This is a genomic window from Altererythrobacter sp. Z27 (assembly GCF_052683155.1).
Genome location: NZ_JBQYMC010000001.1, coordinates 1176819 through 1195126 on the forward strand (window position 1 = coordinate 1176819; position 18308 = coordinate 1195126).

Sequence of the window (18308 nt, forward strand, 5' to 3'; positions counted from 1 at the left end):
CTCCGTCTGGTGTGACGCCCGGCTTACCTGCGATCATCGCCCGTCACATCCCGAAGCTTGCGGTCAAAGCAAATGCGGGCCAAACAGCGTGGCCATGGGCCGCATTCTCACGCTTTTCGCACTCTTCCTTGCGCTGGCCATGCCGCAACCGGCAGGCGCAGACCCCGCCGATATCGACGCGGCGGCGCGCGGAGTGGTGCGTGTGGTGATTATCGGCACTGACGGTCGAGAAGTGTTCCCGGTGAGCCACGGATCGGGCTTTGCCGTTACCCCAACGCAGATCGTCACCAACGCGCATGTGATCCGCGAGGCGCTGCATGACGACACGCTGAGGATCGGCGTAGTGCCCTCGGAAGGCGCCGATGCCGCCTATGCCCGCGCGGTTTCGGTCAACCCGCGCAATGATCTGGCGCTGATCGAGATCATCGACGGCAGCTTGCGGCTGCCCCCCCTTACGATTTCGGGCAGCACTCTGGGCGACATGGGTGAAGTCTCGGCGGTCGGTTATCCGATGAATGTCGACCAGGCGCAGGGGCTTGAAATTGGCGACATCTTCCGCGCGCAACCGCCGGTGAAGAGCCGCGGGTTCCTGTCCGGCGCGCGCCCTTCGCGCCAGTTCGACACGATCCTCCACACGGCGCCGATCGCGCGCGGCAATTCGGGCGGCCCGCTGCTCGACGGTTGCGGTCGGGTCGTAGGCGTGAACAGTTTCGGCGCGGATTCGGACGGTTCCGATGCCGAGTTTTACTTCGCCGTGTCGACCCGCGAACTGCTGCCCTTCCTGCGCAGCAATGAGGTGGAAGCGAGCATCAATGCGCTGCCTTGCCGTAGCCTAGACGATCTCGAACAAGCCGAGCGCACCCGCATCGAACAGCAGCGGGCGGAAGCGCGCGACCGGCTTGCAGCACGCGAAGCCGAGCTGAACGACCGGCGCGACCGTGCCCAGCTCGAAGCGCAGCTTGAAGTCCAGGGCGAGCGCGAGAACGCGATGGCGCTGGCACTGATCCTGCTGCTCATGGCCATCGCGGCAGGTTATGTGGCCGTGCAGGCGCGCGGACAGGAAGGCATGGAGCGCCGTGTGACTGCGGCGGGAGCCATTGCGATTGCCACCTTCTTCGCGGCAGTAGCGCTGTGGGTCATGCGCCCGGGGATCGACGAGATCGACCGGCGCGTGGAGGATGCGATGAAAGCCGCGACTGGCGAAGCGCCTCCCGAACCTTCGTCCGAGGCGCGCGAAGGCACCATGCTGTGCACGCTGGTTCCCGAGCGCAGCCGCGTGACTGGCGCGCGTACGGACGATGTCGAATTCGACTGGGCCGCCGACGGCTGCGTCAACACGCGAACGCAATACGGCCTCAACAGCGGCGAATGGACCCGCGTGCTGATCCCCGACGACGAGGATGCGGTTTCGGTCAACCGCTATGATCCGGAAACGCGAACCTTCCTGAGCGAACGCTACTTGCTCGGTCGCAATGCGATGGCTGAGGCTCGCGCCGCGCGCGACGGCTATGCCCCGCCGCAATGCCACACCACCGACGCAGCCAAGGTTCTGGGCGAACAACAGCAGGCGGTGATTTCGATGCTGCCGCCCCAGCCGAACGAGCGCCTTGTATATAGCTGTGCGCCGTCGACCTCGCGCGCGGCTGCCGCAGGTGGCGGCGAACAGTAAGCTAGTCGGCCAATAAACTACGCCGCGAGCGCTTCCCCGCTCAGCGTGATGCGATGCATCTCGCGGTAGTACCCTTGGTAATCGTTGAGGGCGTTATGCCATGTGGTGCGGTTGTCCCAGATCGCCACCGTGCCCGGCTCCCATTCGACCCGGCACTGATTGTCGTCGCGCACCGCTGCCGCGAGCAGTTTCTGGAGCAAAGGCAGGCTCTCTTCGCGCGACTTGCCGACGAAATTGATCGTGAAGGCGCTATTTACATAGAGCAGCTTGCGTCCGGTGTGCGGATGGCGGATCACCACTGGATGGACTGCGCCGGTCTTGAGGTCCTGCCCGCGAAGTTCGCCACCCATGTCGGTCTGCGCGTAGATGCCGCCTTCCTGATATACGTGATCGGCCGTGTGGAAGGCTTCGAGACCTTCGATCTCGGCCTTGAGCTCGTCAGGCAACGAATCATAGGCCGCGCCCATATGCGCGAACAGCGTGTCTCCACCCTTGGGCGGCAGCTCCCTTGCCACCAGGATCGAGCCCATAGCGGGAATCTGGTCGTATGAATGGTCGGTGTGCCAGGCGCCCCCGATATTGGTCACCTGGTCCGGCTTCTTACGTACGATCGCGATTTCGGGATATTTGTCCTGCAGCGGGAAGTAGTTGTTGATATCAATTCCGCCCCACCTTTTGGCAAAGGCAATGTGATCTTCGGGCGAGAAGTCCTGCCCGCGGAACATTGCGACCCCGTGTTCGTAAATCGCCTGCTTGATCTCGCTCATTTCCGCATCGCTGCAGTTGGCCAGCGAAACTCCCGAAATCTCGACCCCGCAATTCGGGGACATCGGCGTCAGCTTCATGTTCCTCTCCCTGGCCATTCCATGGGCCTTCGAGGGCTATCTTACGCCTTGAGGCAAACGAGTCCATAGAATCGCTTCCATTCGGGTTGCATCGCAGCATCCTCGATGCTAGGCGCGCGCCAGCTTTGCCGGGGTGCCCCCTTACGTGCCCGGAACGGTCAAGGCTGTGCAACGTTATCTTCCGGATCCAAGAGGACCTTCAACGCGTGGATATTTCCGCCGGTATACAGGCTAGCCTTGCTGGGCGTTATGCTTCCGCTCTGTTCGAGCTCGCAGCCGAACAGGGGGCCGTGACTGCGGTCGAATCGGACCTCGAAACGCTTGGCGCCGCGCTGGCCGAATCGGCCGAGCTGCGCGAAGTCACCACCAATCCCGAATTGAGCCGCAAGGCGCAGAGCGAAGCGATCGCCGCTGTTGCCGCGCTTCTCGGGCTTGGCACCCTGACGGGGAACTTCCTCGGCGTGCTCGCCGCCAACCGCCGCCTTTCGGCCGTTGGCGACATGATCCGCGCCTTCCAGACGATCGCTGCAGCGCAGCGCGGCGAAGTCACCGCAGAAGTCGCCAGCGCGCACCCGCTCACCGAAGAGCAGCTCAACGCGCTCAAGGACAAGCTGACCGCCCGCCAGGGCCGTACAGTAAAGCTCAAGTCGAGCGTCGACCCGGATCTCCTGGGCGGCCTCGTCGTCACCATCGGATCGCAGCGCATCGACGGCTCGATCCGCACCCGTCTGAATTCCCTCGCTAACGCGATGAAAGGCTGAAAATGGAAATCCGCGCCGCAGAAATCTCCAAGGTCATCAAGGACCAGATCGCCAATTTCGGTACCGAAGCCGAAGTGAGCGAAGTCGGCTCCGTTCTTTCGGTGGGTGACGGTATCGCCCGCATCCACGGCCTCGACAAGGTCCAGGCCGGTGAAATGGTCGAGTTCGCCAATGGCATCCAGGGCATGGCGCTCAACCTCGAAGCCGACAATGTCGGCGTCGTGATTTTCGGCTCGGACGCCGAGATCAAGGAAGGCGACAGCGTAAAACGCACCGGCACCATCGTGGACGTGCCGGTGGGCAAGGGCCTGCTGGGCCGCGTGGTCGACGCGCTGGGCAACCCGATCGACGGCAAGGGCCCGATCGAAGGGGCAGAGCGCCGCCGCGTTGAAGTGAAGGCTCCGGGCATCATCCCGCGCCAGTCGGTCAGCGAACCGGTGCAGTCGGGCCTCAAGGCGATCGACGCTCTCGTTCCCGTCGGCCGCGGCCAGCGCGAACTGATTATCGGCGACCGCCAGACCGGCAAGACCGCCGTCGCGATCGACACCTTCATCAACCAGAAGGACATCAACAAGTCGGGCGACGAATCGAAGAAGCTCTACTGCATCTATGTCGCCGTCGGCCAGAAGCGCTCGACTGTGGCGCAGATCGTGCGCCAGCTCGAAGAAAACGGCGCGATGGAATATTCCATCGTTGTCGCCGCGACCGCTTCGGAGCCCGCTCCGCTGCAGTATCTCGCGCCCTACACCGGCTGCGCGATGGGCGAATTCTTCCGCGACAACGGCATGCACGCCGTGATCGTGTATGACGACCTTTCGAAGCAGGCCGTCGCCTATCGCCAGATGTCGCTGCTGCTCCGCCGCCCGCCGGGCCGCGAAGCTTACCCGGGTGACGTGTTCTACCTCCACAGCCGCCTGCTTGAGCGTGCGGCCAAGATGAACGACAGCCAGGGTGGCGGCTCGCTGACCGCGCTGCCGATCATCGAAACCCAGGCAGGCGACGTGTCGGCCTATATTCCGACCAACGTGATCTCGATCACCGACGGCCAGATCTTCCTCGAAACCGGCCTGTTCTACCAGGGCATCCGCCCGGCCATCAACGTCGGCCTGTCGGTCAGCCGCGTCGGCGGTGCCGCGCAGACCAAGGCGATGAAGAAGGTCGCCGGCTCGATCAAGCTCGAGCTTGCACAGTATCGTGAAATGGCTGCCTTCGCGCAGTTCGGCTCGGACCTCGATGCCGCGACGCAGAAGCTGCTCAACCGCGGTGCACGCCTGACCGAACTGCTGAAGCAGGCCCAGTTCTCGCCGATGCCGGTCGAAGAACAGGTCGTGTCGATCTTCGCCGGCACCAATGGCTATCTCGACAGCGTCGCGGTCGACCGCGTCACTGCCTATGAAGAGCAGATGCTGGCGTTCATGCGCGCCGAGCATGCTGCCGTGCTCGCGGAAATCCGCGACACCGGCAAATTCGAGGACGATGTGAAGGCCAAGGTCGTCACCGCACTCGACGCATTCGCCAAGCAGTTCGCCTGAGCCTGAGAGAGACGAATAGGGAGCCGATATGGCCTCGCTGAAGGAACTCAAGGGTCGGATCAACTCGGTCAAGTCGACCCAGAAGATCACCAAGGCCAAACAGATGGTCGCAGCGGCCAAGCTGCGCCGTGCGCAGTCGGCTGCCGAAGCCGCACGCCCCTATGCCGAGCGCCTGGCTTCGGTGATGGCTTCGCTCGCTGCCAAGGTCGGCAAGAGCGACAGCGCACCCAAGCTGCTCGCCGGCACCGGAAGCGACCAGCGCCATCTGCTGGTGGTGGTCAACACCGACAAGGGCCTGTGCGGTGGTTTGAACTCGAATATCATCAAGGAAGCCCGCTCGCAGGCCAACAGGCTGATCGGTGCAGGCAAGGATGTGCAGTTCTACCTCGTCGGCAAGAAAGGCCGCGCGCCGATCAAGCGCGACTTTGGACAGCGCATCGCCAAGCTTTTTGACACGGCAAACGTCAGGACGCCGGGTTTCGACGAAGCCGACGCCATTGCGAACGAGCTGATCACCATGTTCGAAGAAGGCAAGTTCGACGTGGCTCACCTCGTCTACCCGACCTTCAAGAGCGCGCTGGCGCAGGACCCGACGACGGTCCAGCTGATCCCGGTTCCCTCGCCCGAGGAAACTGCGGGCGGCGATGCCGTGGTCGAGTATGAGCCGGGCGAAGAGGAAATCCTCGAGGAGTTGCTGCCGCGCTACGTCAAGACGCAGCTGTTCGGCTCGTTGCTCGAACGCGAAGCTTCCGAACAGGGCGCTTCGATGACCGCAATGGACAACGCCACGCGCAATGCGGGCGACCTGATCAACAAGCTCACGATCCAGTACAACCGCAGCCGCCAGGCCGCGATTACCACCGAGCTGATCGAAATCATCGCCGGTGCGGAAGCGCTGTAAGTTAGGGAAAGCCCAGTGAAGAAACTCGCCCTCATCGCACTCCTGCCAGCCTTCGCTCTCGCCGCTTGCGGTGAAGAGGCAGCGCCTGCGCCGCAGCCGACCCCGACCGAAACTGCCGTGGCAGTGCCGGAAGAGCCCGCTCTGCCCGCGCCCGACGCTGCAGTGTTCGCGGAGACTTTCGCCAAGGCATGCCCCGCAGCCAAGACCGTTAGCACCTCGGCTTGCAAGCGCGCAGGCTTCGGATCGGAAGACGTGATTTGCCAGTATGGCCTCGGCAAGGATGAATATCTGCGCCACTCGGCCACACTGACCCCCGGAGACGGCGAATGGACTGTCGCCGAACCCGAAACCGTTTGCGCCCAGGGCGCCTGACACAACGCCAAGAATTCTCAGAGCAGGACATAGAAATGGCCACCGCACCCGCATTGAACCAGACCACCAATGGCACGATCAGCCAGGTCATCGGCGCTGTCGTCGACGTTCAGTTCCCTAACGAACTGCCGGCGATCCTCACCGCGCTGGAAACCAAGAACGGCGACAACACCCTCGTCCTCGAAGTTGCCCAGCACCTCGGTGAAAACACCGTGCGCACCATCGCCATGGACGCCACCGAAGGCCTCACCCGTGGCCAGGAAGTGATCAACACCGGCGCGCAAATCTCGGTGCCGGTCGGCCCCAAGACGCTTGGCCGCATCATGAACGTGGTCGGCGAGCCGATCGACGAGCGCGGCCCGATTGGTGCCGATCAGCGCGCGCCGATCCACGCTGAAGCCCCTGCCTTCATCGACCAGTCGACCGAAGCCGCCATTCTCGTCACCGGCATCAAGGTGATCGACCTGCTCGCGCCTTACGCGAAGGGCGGCAAGATCGGCCTGTTCGGCGGCGCCGGCGTGGGCAAGACCGTGCTGATCCAGGAACTGATCAACAACATCGCCAAGGGCCACGGCGGCGTGTCCGTGTTCGCCGGCGTGGGTGAACGTACCCGCGAAGGTAACGACCTCTACCACGAATTCCTCGACGCCGGCGTTATCGCCAAGGACGCCGATGGTAATGCCACCAGCGAAGGTTCGAAGGTGGCGCTCGTGTTCGGCCAGATGAACGAACCCCCGGGCGCCCGCGCTCGCGTGGCTCTTTCGGGCCTGACCATGGCGGAATACTTCCGCGACCAGGAAGGCCAGGACGTGCTCTTCTTCGTCGACAACATCTTCCGCTTCACGCAGGCGGGTTCGGAAGTGTCGGCTCTGCTTGGCCGTATTCCTTCGGCCGTGGGCTACCAGCCGACCCTGTCGACCGACATGGGCAACCTTCAGGAACGCATCACCTCGACCACCAAGGGCTCGATCACCTCGGTGCAGGCAATTTACGTTCCGGCCGACGACTTGACCGACCCTGCGCCGGCAACCTCGTTTGCCCACTTGGACGCAACCACCACTCTGAGCCGCGCGATTTCGGAACTGGGCATCTACCCGGCGGTTGACCCGCTCGACTCGACCAGCCGCGTTCTCGAACCGCGCGTTGTCGGCACAGAGCACTACGAAACCGCTCGCAAGGTCCAGGAAACGCTGCAGAAGTACAAGAGCCTGCAGGACATCATCGCCATTCTCGGCATGGACGAACTGTCGGAAGAAGATAAGCTGACCGTCGCCCGCGCGCGCAAGATCCAGCGCTTCCTGTCGCAGCCGTTCCACGTCGCCGAAGTGTTCACCAACATCCCCGGCAAGTTCGTGCAGCTCGAAGACACCATCAAGTCGTTCAAGGCGGTGGTCGAGGGCGAATACGACCACCTGCCCGAAGCAGCCTTCTACATGGTTGGCGGCATCGAGGATGCGGTGGCCAAGGCCAAGAAGCTGGCTGAGGACGCCTGAGACCGATGGCACTGCACTTCGAACTCGTAACGCCGGAAAAGCTGGTCCGCAGCGAGGACGTCTACATGGTGGTCGTCCCCGGTTCGGAAGGCGAGTTCGGCGTGCTTGAGGGCCATGCGCCCTTCATGTCGACCATTCGCGACGGCGCCGTGCAGGTCTACAAGACCGAAGGCGCAAGCCCCGAGACCATCCAGGTCCGTGGCGGCTTTGCCGAAGTGGGCGATGCCGGCCTGACGGTGCTTGCCGAGCACGTCGAAGCCTGATCGTTCCGGCGACATATTGAAATTGCAAAGGGCGGCCTGAAAAGGTCGCCCTTTTCATTTGCGGAACAGGACGATCCGATTAGGGTTGCCCCATTGAGAATCCGGTCCCGGGTTCGCCTTCACAAATATCCGGAGAGGACATTTGAACCTTGTTTCGAAACTGGCGCTGGCCGCAGTCATGACCATTGGTACCGTAAACCCCGCTTTCGCAGATAATCAGGCCGCCGACACCGGCGTTCCCGGACCCGAGCAGGATCCGCATATCTGGCTGGAAGAAGCTCGCGGCGAAAAGGCGCTCGAGTGGGTCAAGGCCGAGAATGAGCGTACGCTGGGCTTGCTCACCGCCGATCCCCGCTTCGAGCAGCTCAAGGCCGAGGCGCTGACCATCCTCGACAGCGAGGATCGCGTTCCCTTCGTGTCGATCCGTCCCGACGGGCTCTACAATTTCTGGCAGGACAAGGCGAACCCGCGCGGCCTTGTCCGCAAAACCACGCTGGAAAGCTACCGCAGCGATGCGCCCGAGTGGGAAGTGGTGCTCGACGTCGACGCACTGGCCAAGGCCGAAGGGCACGAATGGGTATACCAGGGTTCGACCTGCCTGCCGCCCGAGCAGCGCCATTGCATGATCTCGCTTTCGGATGGCGGCAAAGACGCCACCGTGATGCGCGAATTCGATATGGCGACGAAGAGCTTCGTCGAAGGCGGCTTCGAATTGCCCGAAAGCCAGGGCAACATGCAGTGGATCGACAAGGACACGCTGCTCGTAACGCGCAATTTCGACGATACGCTCAAAACCGAGAGCGAATATCCCTACACCTCGCGCATCTGGAAGCGCGGCCAGTCGCTCGACGATGCTCAGGAAATCTTTCGCGGCTCGCCCAAGGACGTGTGGGCGGGCGCCAGCCTGCTGCGCGACAACAAGGGCACGATCCACGCCTACACAGCCTTCCGCGCGGTGAGCTTCCACGAAACCGAATATTACGTGCAGAAGGATGGCGAGTGGCTGCGGCTGGATATCCCGCTCAAGGCCTCGCCTTACGGCATTGTCGATGGACACCTGCTCTATTCGACCGATGTGGACTGGGCCGTGGACGGCCAGACTTTCCCTGCCGACAGCCTGATCTCGGTCGACCTTGAGGAATGGAAGGCCAACCCCAACGGCGCGAAGAAGACGCTCGTCTGGGCGCCCGGCGAACGCCAGACCAAGCAGGGCGGGTCGATCACCGGCAATTCGCTGTTCGTGACCATGCTCGACAATGTCGTGGGCAAGGTTGTGCGGTTCGACTTCGCAGACGGTGCCTGGCACCAGACGCCGGTTGCGCTGCCCGACAATGCGACGCTCGGCATCGCGACCTCGTCGAACGAGACCGACCAGATCATGTTCACGGTCACGGACTTCCTCAATCCGACCACGCTTTATTATTCGGACGGCGGAACGCCCGAGGCGATCAAGACCTCGCCGCTCTATTTCGACCCGGCGGGGATGGATGTCGAACAGTTCTCTGCGACCAGCAAGGACGGAACGAAAATCCCCTATTTCATCGTCAAGCCCAAGGGCATGAAGGTGGATGGGACGACCGCGACGCTGCTGACCGGTTACGGCGGCTTCCAGGTGCCGCGCCTGCCCGCCTACCTAGGCACGACCGGCAAGCTGTGGCTCGAAAAGGGCGGCGCCTATGTGCTCGCCAACATGCGCGGCGGCGGCGAGTTCGGGCCGAACTGGCATCAGACCGCGATCCGCGAGAACAAGCAGCGCACCTGGGACGACTTCATCGCCGTGGGTGAAGACCTGGTGAAACGCGGCTTCACTTCGCCGCAGCATCTCGGCATCCAGGGCGGCTCGCAAGGCGGGTTGCTGGTGGGCACTGCCTTCACCCAGCGGCCCGATCTGTTCGGCGCCGCGATCGTCCAGATCCCGCTGTTCGACATGCTACGTTACCACCTGATCGGCCGCGGGGCATCGTGGATCGGCGAATATGGCGATCCGCGCATTCCCGAACAGCGCGCCTGGATCGAGGGATACTCGCCCTACCAGAAGATCGTCGAAGGGGTGGACTACCCCTCGCCCTTCCTCTGGGCCTCTACCGCCGATGACCGCACCCATCCCGCGCATGCGCGCAAGGGTGCCGCCAAATTGAAGGCGCTAGGCCAGCCTTATTACTACTATGAGGAAATGACCGGTGGTCACTCGGGCGGCGTCGACAATGAGCAGCGAGCGCAACTCCAGGCACTGCAGTTCATCTACCTGATGGAAAGGCTGATGGACGACCGCACGAAGGACTGAGCGCAGTCTTTCGCAAAATCGGCAAGGGCGGCCCGCAAGGGTCGCCCTTTTCGTTTGCGGCGAGGAGCATGAACGCTTCATCGCGCGGCTGGCACAGCCCGCATGATGAATCGCGCCCTAAGCACAAGCGATTACCCGGAATTAAGCCTCGAAACCGAATGATTACAGGCAATGGGGGCCTGTCAGGAGATGAACCATGCCCTATGCCCCGAACGAGACCGTAGCCGACGCAATCAAGCGCGCCGCCCTGCCCAAGACACATCGGATCTACTGGTCCGCAGCCCGCAAGGCCGAAGTCGTGCGGGCAGTGCGTAAGCAGGTGATAAGTTTTGCTGAAGCGCGCGAGCGCTATTTGCTCAGCCACAGCGAATTCCGCGAATGGGAAGACCTGGTCGATCGGCGCCATCGCAATGAAGTGCAGCCCAGGCAGCCGCCCGAAGCGGTGCGTCACAAGCTCGAAGAGGCCTGACCCGGGCCTGCCAGAACAGCCGCCCGCTTTCGCCTACCTTGTCCTGGTCGGTGCGTGAAAGTCGGGCGGCTTGGAACTGACCCAGCTGACGAATTTGGCAATGTCGACATGCGCAAGGATTAAGGCGCGATCATCGCCAATCCGCGCCAGCTGGGAATTGGTGAAGTGCGTATGGATCGCCTTGTGGCAGATCGGGTGAACTGGGACCGTCCCCCGACCCTTCTTCGCCTTCGGCACAGGATGATGCCATTGCAGCAGCGTTTCGATCGGGCGGGTGCACAGCCAGCAGGTGAGCGCTTCATCGCCATCCATTGGCGGGTCAGCCCTTGTCTTTCGCCGCGGCCTTTTTCTTCTTCATCGCATCGTGAAAGCGGTCGGCCCAGCCGGGTTTGACGATCTGCTCGCCGCGCACCATGCGCAAATCCCCGTCGCCGACATCGCGGCTGACGGCGCTGCCCGCCGCGACAATCGCGTCTGCGCCGATCTTGACCGGCGCGATCAGGGCGCTGTTCGATCCGATGAAGGCACGTGGGCCGATTTCGGTCTTGTATTTGAAATAGCCGTCGTAATTGCAGGTGATGGTTCCTGCGCCGATATTGGCATGTTCGCCCACGATCGCATCGCCCAGATAGGTCAGGTGGCTGGCCTTGGCTCCCTCGCCCAGCACTGCCTTCTTCATCTCGACGAAATTGCCGACCTTGCTGCCCTTCTCCATCACCGCGCCGGGCCGCAGCCGCGCGAAGGGGCCGACCGAGCAGTCGGCCCCAATAGTCGCGCCGACCAGATGGCTGAAGGCATGGATCGTGGCGCCATCGGCCACGCTGACACCGGGGCCGAACACGACATTGGGTTCAACCGTCACGTCGCGCCCCAGCCGCGTGTCGAAAGCGAAGAATACGGTCTCGGGCGCGACCAGCGTCGCCCCGTCTGCCATCACCTCGGCGCGGCGCGCGGCCTGCCATTGCGCCTCTGCCCGAGCGAGTTCGGCGCGGCTGTTGATGCCCTGCACTTCGGCCTCGTCGGCCTCAACCCAGGCGCTTACCCTGCCGTCACCCAGCGCGGTCATCACGATATCGGGCAGGTAATATTCGCCTGCGGCATTGTCGTTCCCGATGCGGCGCAGCAAGGCAAATAGATCCTGCGCCCGCACCGCCATCATGCCCGAATTGCACAGGTCGATCGCACGTTCGGCAGCAGTCGCATCGTTGAATTCGACCATCTTGGCGATGGTCCGGCCATCCTCGCTGATCACCCTGCCATAGGCGCCGGGGTCGGCCGCACGGAACGCCAGCACCACGCAAGGCGGCGCATCGGCTTCATGCAGCCTGTCAAGCATCCGCCGCATTGTCTCAGGCCGCACGAAAGGCACGTCGCCATAGAGAATCAGCACATCACCGTCGAACCCGGCAAGCGCGGCTTCGGCCTGCTGGACCGCATGGCCGGTGCCCAGCTGCGGCTCCTGCAGGCAGCAATCGGCACGGCCCTGCACTGCCGCCTCAATCTGCTCCGCCTTGTCTCCCACGACCACTACGGTGCGCGCGGGCTCAAGCTCCGCCACCGAAGCAAGCAGATGGTCGAGCAAGGCGCGCCCGGCGATCGGGTGCAGCACCTTGTGCAGGTCGCTCTTCATGCGGGTGCCCTTGCCCGCGGCAAGGACGATAGCGGCGAAATCACTCATGCGCGCTTCATGGCACCAAACGCTTGCGGTTTGAAGAACCATCGGCCACCGCATGGTGCATGGCTGATTTTCCTTTCCGCGGCATAGGCTTCGACCTCGACGGCACTTTGCTCGATACTTTCCGCGATCTGGGCGCCGCGGTGAACCATGCGCTCGAACTGGGCGGGTTCTCTCCCGTCTCGGTCGAAAGTTCGAAAGACCTGATCGGCGGCGGCGCCAAGATCATGCTAGCCCGCGCGGTCGAGACGCAGGGCGGCATGCCCGAAGAGGATTTCCGTGCGCTCTACAAGGCGATGCTGGACTACTATGCCGAGCACAACGCAGTCCACACCCGCCCCTATCCGCATGCCGAAGAGGTGCTGGCTGATCTTGCCGCGCGCGGCGTGCAGATGGCGGTCGTCACCAACAAATTCGAGGCCTTTGCACGCAAGGTGCTCGGCGATCTGCGCCTCGACCGGCATTTCGTCAGCGTGATCGGCGGCGATTCGATGGGCCGCGCCGCGGACGGAAGTTTCCTTGCCAAGCCGGCGCCCGATCCGGTGATCGAAGCGCGCAAGCGTTGCGGCGGCGAGGCATTCGCTTTTGTCGGCGACAGCTCGTATGATGTGCGCGCCGCGCGCGGTGCCGGGGTTCCGGTGGTGGTGGCGGGATACGGTTATTGCGACGCCGCACCGCACGAATTGGGCGGCGACGCGGTGATCGATTCGCTTGGCGAGCTGGTCGCGGCGCTCGAGCGGCTTTGAGGCGCTTGTCGACGGCAAATGCCGTTACGGAATCGCGACCTCACCAAAGTGCGGTTGCAAGGCGGGCGCGAACCTGCCAACCGGACGTCACATTTACGCAAACGTAAGGCCGCTGGGCCGACCTGAAGCAGGAGAGAACCCCCATGAGCATCGACTTCAAGGACAAGGTTGCGATCGTCACCGGCGCCGGCGGCGGTCTCGGCCGTGAATACGCACTCGAACTCGCGCGGCGCGGCGCAAAGGTCGTGGTCAACGACCTCGGCGGATCGCGCGACGGCACCGGCCATTCGGACATGGCTCTGCAGGTGGTCGAGGAAATCGAGAAGATGGGCGGCGAAGCCGTTTCCAACGGTGGTTCGGTCACCGAATACGAGCAGATGGAAAAGATGGTTGCCGACGCCAAGCAGAAGTGGGGCGGCGTGCATGTCCTCATCAACAATGCCGGCGTGCTCCGCGACAAGACCTTCGCCAAGATGACCCCGGAAGATTTCGAATTCGTGCTCAAGGTGCACCTGACCGGTTCGGCCTTCGTCACCAAGGCTTGCTGGGAAACCTTCCGCGAGCAGGCCTATGGCCGCATCCTCATGACCGCTTCGTCGACCGGCCTGTTCGGCAATTTCGGCCAGGCCAATTATGGCGCAGCCAAGCTTGGCCTCGCTGGCCTGACCAAGACGCTGCAGCTCGAAGGCGCGAAGTATAACATCAGGGTCAACACGCTCTCGCCGGTTGCCGGCACGCGCATGACCGAAGACCTGTTCCCCGAAGCGGCTTTCAAGCTGTTCGATCCGGTGAACGTCGTCCCCGCGGCGCTGTTCCTGGTGAGCGAAGATGCGCCGACCAACGCCATCGTCGGCGCTGGCGCAGGCGGTTTCCACAGCGCCTGGACCGTGATGAACGAAGCGGTGTGGCTGAAGGATGAAGACCGCACCGTGGAAGGCTTCGCAGCGAATTGGGACAAGATCTCGTCCTTCACCAACCTCACCGCTCCGCAGAGCGGAAGCGAGCAGAGCGCCAACATCCTGAAGGCAATGCAGAAAGTGCTCGGCCCCGACGCGGCGCCTTCCAGCGCGCGCGGCTAATCACTCACTGTATTGACACAGTAACACACTAAGCGTACCTCTCCCTGCATTAACAGGGAGAGGTTTGCCCATGTATACTGAAGACGACCTGCGCCAGGCGGTGGCTTCGGGTGCGATCAGCGCCCAGGCCGCAGACGCACTGCGCGAGTCGGTGAAGTTGACGCGCGATGCGCCGGCCACCGACGAAGAGCATTTCCGCCTCATCAACAGCTTCAACGACATCTTCGTCACCATCGCGGCGGTGCTGCTGCTGGTGGCGATGGCCGGGATCGGCCAGTCCTTCACTCCGAATCTAGACGGACCGCCGCCCTTCTCCGGCCTGCTGATTGCAGGCGCGGCATGGGGCATGGCCGAATATTTCACCCGCATCCGCCGGATGGCGCTGCCAAGCATCGTGCTGCTGCTCGCCTTTGTTGGCGGCGTATTCGAAATGCTGCTCGGTACGATCTTCATGTCTCTCGGCGGGGACAATTTCGACGGCAATCAGGTGCTCGGCGGGTCGCTCATCGCGAGCTCCGCGCTGATCACGGCAGGCGCAGCATGGATTCACTGGCGGCGATTCATGGTGCCGATCACCGTCGCTGCAGGTGCAGGCGCATTGACGGTCACTGCCATCGCGCTCATCGTAACGATCATCGGCCCGAACAATATCGACCGTCCGGAGCCGATCTTCATCCCCCTGGTCTTCATCGCTGGCCTGTGCGTCTTCGCCTTCGCCATGCGTTGGGACACCAGCGACCGCGAACGCCAGACGCGCCGCAGCGATGTCGCCTTCTGGCTGCACTTGCTCGCTGCGCCGATGATCGCGCATCCGCTGTTCCACTGGCTGGGCGTGACGGGCGGCAACAACATCGGCCTTGGCGCTGCAATGGGCGTGCTCGTGGTCTATGTCGCGCTCGGCATGATCGCGCTGGCAATCGACCGCCGCGCGCTGTTGGTCTCGGCGCTGGCCTATGTGCTCGCCGCCCTGACCTTCCTGTTCGATCGCTTCGGCGCGGTCGAACTCAACGTTGCGCTCACCGCCCTGGTGATCGGATCGGCGCTGCTGACGCTCTCGGCTTTCTGGACCCCGATCCGCCGCGCGATCGTGCAGCCGCTACCCGAAGGGCTCCAGGCGCGTCTGCCGCATGCAGCGACTGCCTGACGAAGGGAATTCGCAAAAAATAAAAGGGGCTCGCACTGGTGTGCGGGCCCCTTTTCATTGCGCTTAGCTGCCGACTGCTTTGACTAGCCGGCGTTCCATCGGCGCCAATACACCCGCCAGTTCATGTCCGCGCTTGAGCACTTGCCCATGCTCGCCGAACAACGTCCACATACCCTGCTTCGAACGTAGCGCCGGACGCTTCTCGATCCAGGCTTGCGGATGCTCGGCGGTGCGGCGGAAGGCCGCGAACACAGCAACGTCGCGGGTGAAATCCATCGCATAGTCGCGCCATTCGCCTGCAGCGACCATGCGCCCGTAGAGATCGAGGATTCGCTGCAGCTCTTCGCGCTCGAAGCCGACCTGGTTGGGAACACGACCCGGAAATGCGACGACGGACCCTGGCAGCCCGGAGCGCATGCCCGAGTTCATCAATCGTCAGTCCCGCTGCGCTTGGCCAGTTCCCGCGGCATCGCGAGGCGCTTCAGCGTCTCGACCTCGGCCTTGAGATCGGCAATCTCGCCCTCGAGCTTTTCGATGCAATCGCGGCTGGGTTCGCACGGATCGTCGCAAGGCGTGCCATAGGGGATGAATTCGCGCATCCATTCTTCGGCGGGAACGAGCGTGGAGCGCGCCTTGAGCCCGATCATGGTCGCACCTTCCGGAACATCATCGGTTACCACCGCATTGGCGCCAACGCGGGCCCGCTCGCCCACTGTAATCGGACCGATGATCTGCGCCCCTGAGCCGATTATCACATTGTCGCAAATGGTCGGGTGGCGCTTTCCTGCTATGCCGTTGGCGGGGTTGGTGCCGCCCAGCGTGACGCATTGGTAGATCGTCACATTATTGCCGATCTCGGCGGTCTCACCGATCACGGTGAAGCCATGATCGATGAAGAAATTGCTGCCGATACTGGCGCCCGGATGGATGTCGATCGCGGTAAGGAATCGCGAGAAATGGTTCACCAGCCGCGCGAGGAAGAACAGCTTGGCTTCGAACAGCCAATGCGCAATCCGGTGGAAGAACAGCGCCCAAACGCCCGGATACAACAGGATTTCCCAGCGCGAGCGCGGAGCGGGATCGCGTGCCCGGACCGAGTCCAGATAGGCTTTTAGCCGGTCGAACATAAGTGTTTTCTCCCACCAAACGCGGGTCAAAGCAAGCGCGCCTGCTCCGGGCCCTGCGTGGCGTCCAATGCGTCTCGCCACAATGACATGGTGGCTGGCACCTTGCGTTCAAGGCTTAGCCGGTCGATCGCGATCACAAGATGCTCGATTTCCGCGAAGCTGCGTTCAGCGCGCGGAACGAGATATTCGAGTGCGCCTTCGCCCAGCATCAGCCCGCGCTGTTCGGCAATTGCCGCTATCAGCCGGGCGACCATATCGTCATCGGGCACACCGATTTCGAGCTGCAGCGAGCCGCCCAAACGCGAACGCAGGTCAGGCAGGGCGATCTCCCAGGGCTGGCGATCCGAGATCAGCAGCAATGGCTCGCCAGTCTCCTGTGCGCGGTTCCAGCGGTGGAACAATTCGGCTTCGTCCCAGCTGTCCGCCCCATCGATCACATGGATGCCTTGCGTCTCCGCCCATTTGCCCAGCAGCGACTTGCCCGAACGGGGCGGCCCGGTGAGCGCTGCGGTCCGAAAGGGCCATGCCTGGGGGTTGGAGAGCGCCTCATAGGCAGCGGAATTGGCATTGCCGATCACAACCCGGCTAGCCTCACCGCTGCCCGGAAGCGCCAATGGAAGCGCGATTTGCGTAGGCATGCGCCTTCCCTCCCCGCGCCTAGCGGCTGATGGCGAGTGCGTTCGAGCCCTGCTGCACCGAGAAGCCTCGTGCACGAAGGCCCGCAGCGAGTTCGTCCAGCGAACCAGCGAAACTCACGCTCATCACCGATGTGCCGCCGAAGGCGAGGCTGGTAGTCGCCGCGCCGCGCACGCCGGGCGTGGCGCGCACAGCGGCAAGCGTCGCGTCGATCGATGCGGCATCGGGGCTCGCAAACTGGACCACATAGGCGGTCACAACACCTGCCGGTTGGGTCGGTTGGGCAACGCCCGGCCCTGCGCCCGGCTGGAGCTCGCCTGCAGCGATCGCCGCTTCGCGCGCTTCGATTGCACGACCGATCTCGATCAATCGCGCGATCGCAGGATCGACGATCATGTCGACTTCCTGGTTGAGCGTGGGATCCGGCCGCAGCTTGCCTTCCGCAAGTGCGTTCTCGAAAATCAGGTCGAAGCGACGCACGGCCTGCCCGAGCATGTCCTGCAGCCCTTCGGGCGTATCCGCAGTCATGGTGAAACCATCCAGATACCGGTTGTCAGGGCCATAACGTGCCGTGAAAGTCCCTGTCACCGGCCCGCCGGGATAGGCATAGTTGAGGTGGGCAACCGGCACGAGCACGTCGGCCGCACCGAACTGGTCGAGGATCACTCGCCACCAAGCGCGGCTGCGGCGCATGGTCTGGCCTTGGTTCAGCAGCAGCGAATCGCCGCCGGCCCCGGCCGGTCGGACATAGTTGATGCGGCTCGTTCCCGGATTGAACTCGGCCCATGCGCGCTGCCACGGGTTGCGCACTTCGTACATGGTGTAGGTGCCGGCGCTCGCCGTGACGGGAAGCAGCAGCATCGGTGCGGATGGCTGCCCGCGCTCGCCGCTTCCGAGGTACTGCCCGGCCCGCGTGCGGTCGAAAATGACGCCCAGTTTCGCCCTGTAGCGGCGCGGACCGATCAACTCGTTCTCGATCACGACTGCGGATACCATCCCTTCGATAGCCGATGCCGGAAGGTCGGGCCCGCCGATCTTTTCCCATGCAATGCGTTGCGCCTCGCGCCAGCCTTGCTCGCGCGCCTGTTCGGCATTGTCTGCTCGAACGTCTACCTCGATCCCGCCGACATCGATGTCGCTGCTCGACGCGACCGGAGGAATCCCACGATCGCCTGCCACTTGCGCCACCAGTGCGGCAATCCCGAACCCCAGCAGCGCAAGCGCGGCAATCCCAGCCAGAACGCGTGCGAGCGGGCGGGCGGGAAGCATTGGCGACAGGCGCGAGGTGAGAAGGCTGGCAGTCATCGGGGAA

At 63.3% G+C, this 18308-nt stretch carries 19 protein-coding genes; 12 read left to right on the plus strand and 7 right to left on the minus strand.

Annotated features, from left to right (window positions below; all coding sequences use genetic code 11):
• Positions 1-94: 94 nt before the first annotated feature.
• On the plus strand, positions 95-1669 hold the full coding sequence (locus tag ACUJ47_RS05815) for a S1 family peptidase (protein ID WP_445537473.1): 1575 nt from the start codon (positions 95-97) through the stop codon (positions 1667-1669).
• A 17-nt stretch (positions 1670-1686) separates the two neighbouring features.
• On the opposite strand, the gene ACUJ47_RS05820 is transcribed toward ACUJ47_RS05815, so the two are convergent.
• Positions 1687-2514, minus strand: a complete 828-nt coding sequence (locus tag ACUJ47_RS05820) for a TauD/TfdA dioxygenase family protein (protein WP_445537474.1) — start codon at positions 2512-2514, stop codon at positions 1687-1689.
• A gap of 206 nt (positions 2515-2720) precedes the next feature.
• Here ACUJ47_RS05820 and ACUJ47_RS05825 point away from each other — a divergent pair, with 206 nt between their 5' ends.
• From ACUJ47_RS05825 to ACUJ47_RS05860, 8 genes are all read left to right on the plus strand, one after another.
• On the plus strand, positions 2721-3275 hold the full coding sequence (locus ACUJ47_RS05825; RefSeq protein ID WP_445537475.1) for a F0F1 ATP synthase subunit delta: 555 nt from the start codon (positions 2721-2723) through the stop codon (positions 3273-3275).
• A gap of 2 nt (positions 3276-3277) precedes the next feature.
• Entirely contained in the window at positions 3278-4807 is a 1530-nt protein-coding gene (atpA, locus tag ACUJ47_RS05830) for a F0F1 ATP synthase subunit alpha (protein ID WP_445537476.1), read from the plus strand.
• A 28-nt stretch (positions 4808-4835) separates the two neighbouring features.
• Positions 4836-5708, plus strand: a complete 873-nt coding sequence (locus tag ACUJ47_RS05835) for a F0F1 ATP synthase subunit gamma (protein ID WP_445537477.1) — start codon at positions 4836-4838, stop codon at positions 5706-5708.
• Between the two features lie 15 nt (positions 5709-5723).
• Entirely contained in the window at positions 5724-6080 is a 357-nt protein-coding gene (locus ACUJ47_RS05840) for a hypothetical protein (protein WP_445537478.1), read from the plus strand.
• A 35-nt stretch (positions 6081-6115) separates the two neighbouring features.
• The gene (gene atpD / locus ACUJ47_RS05845; protein WP_445537479.1) at positions 6116-7573 is read left to right on the plus strand and encodes a F0F1 ATP synthase subunit beta; all 1458 of its coding nucleotides are present in this window, start codon (positions 6116-6118) and stop codon (positions 7571-7573) included.
• 5 nt (positions 7574-7578) lie between these two features.
• Positions 7579-7836 (plus strand): ATP synthase F1 subunit epsilon, encoded by a 258-nt coding sequence (locus ACUJ47_RS05850; protein WP_354144272.1) that lies wholly within the window; start codon positions 7579-7581, stop codon positions 7834-7836.
• 178 nt (positions 7837-8014) lie between these two features.
• Positions 8015-10120 carry a prolyl oligopeptidase family serine peptidase gene (locus ACUJ47_RS05855; RefSeq protein ID WP_445537480.1) on the plus strand — a complete coding sequence of 702 codons (2106 nt, stop codon included), beginning with the start codon at positions 8015-8017 and terminating at the stop codon, positions 10118-10120.
• 196 nt (positions 10121-10316) lie between these two features.
• Positions 10317-10589 carry a DUF1153 domain-containing protein gene (locus ACUJ47_RS05860; RefSeq protein WP_445537481.1) on the plus strand — a complete coding sequence of 91 codons (273 nt, stop codon included), beginning with the start codon at positions 10317-10319 and terminating at the stop codon, positions 10587-10589.
• 33 nt (positions 10590-10622) lie between these two features.
• Here ACUJ47_RS05860 and ACUJ47_RS05865 read toward each other — a convergent pair whose 3' ends face one another.
• Entirely contained in the window at positions 10623-10901 is a 279-nt protein-coding gene (locus ACUJ47_RS05865; protein WP_445537482.1) for an HNH endonuclease, read from the minus strand.
• Between the two features lie 7 nt (positions 10902-10908).
• Positions 10909-12267 carry a bifunctional UDP-N-acetylglucosamine diphosphorylase/glucosamine-1-phosphate N-acetyltransferase GlmU gene (gene glmU, locus ACUJ47_RS05870; RefSeq protein WP_445537483.1) on the minus strand — a complete coding sequence of 453 codons (1359 nt, stop codon included), beginning with the start codon at positions 12265-12267 and terminating at the stop codon, positions 10909-10911.
• Positions 12268-12326: 59 nt separating this feature from the next.
• Between glmU and ACUJ47_RS05875 the strand changes: the two genes are divergently transcribed.
• From ACUJ47_RS05875 to ACUJ47_RS05885, 3 genes are all read left to right on the plus strand, one after another.
• Positions 12327-13010 carry an HAD-IA family hydrolase gene (locus tag ACUJ47_RS05875; protein WP_445537484.1) on the plus strand — a complete coding sequence of 228 codons (684 nt, stop codon included), beginning with the start codon at positions 12327-12329 and terminating at the stop codon, positions 13008-13010.
• Between the two features lie 143 nt (positions 13011-13153).
• A complete protein-coding gene (locus ACUJ47_RS05880) occupies positions 13154-14089 on the plus strand; it encodes an SDR family NAD(P)-dependent oxidoreductase (RefSeq protein ID WP_445537485.1) in 936 nt (311 codons plus the stop codon).
• Between the two features lie 70 nt (positions 14090-14159).
• Positions 14160-15233, plus strand: a complete 1074-nt coding sequence (locus ACUJ47_RS05885) for a hypothetical protein (protein ID WP_445537486.1) — start codon at positions 14160-14162, stop codon at positions 15231-15233.
• A 63-nt stretch (positions 15234-15296) separates the two neighbouring features.
• Here ACUJ47_RS05885 and ACUJ47_RS05890 read toward each other — a convergent pair whose 3' ends face one another.
• From ACUJ47_RS05890 to ACUJ47_RS05905, 4 genes are read right to left on the minus strand one after another with little or no spacing between them, the layout of a single operon-like run.
• Positions 15297-15662, minus strand: a complete 366-nt coding sequence (locus ACUJ47_RS05890) for a DUF2794 domain-containing protein (RefSeq protein ID WP_445537487.1) — start codon at positions 15660-15662, stop codon at positions 15297-15299.
• A complete protein-coding gene (epsC, locus tag ACUJ47_RS05895) occupies positions 15662-16360 on the minus strand; it encodes a serine O-acetyltransferase EpsC (RefSeq protein ID WP_445537488.1) in 699 nt (232 codons plus the stop codon). The genes ACUJ47_RS05890 and epsC overlap by 1 nt, the downstream gene beginning before the upstream one ends.
• 26 nt (positions 16361-16386) lie before the next feature.
• The gene (locus ACUJ47_RS05900) at positions 16387-16998 is read right to left on the minus strand and encodes an ATPase (RefSeq protein ID WP_445537489.1); all 612 of its coding nucleotides are present in this window, start codon (positions 16996-16998) and stop codon (positions 16387-16389) included.
• 19 nt (positions 16999-17017) lie between these two features.
• Complete coding sequence (locus tag ACUJ47_RS05905; RefSeq protein WP_445537490.1) at positions 17018-18301, minus strand: heavy-metal-associated domain-containing protein; 1284 nt, start codon at positions 18299-18301, stop codon at positions 17018-17020.
• Between the last annotated feature and the right edge of the window lie 7 nt (positions 18302-18308).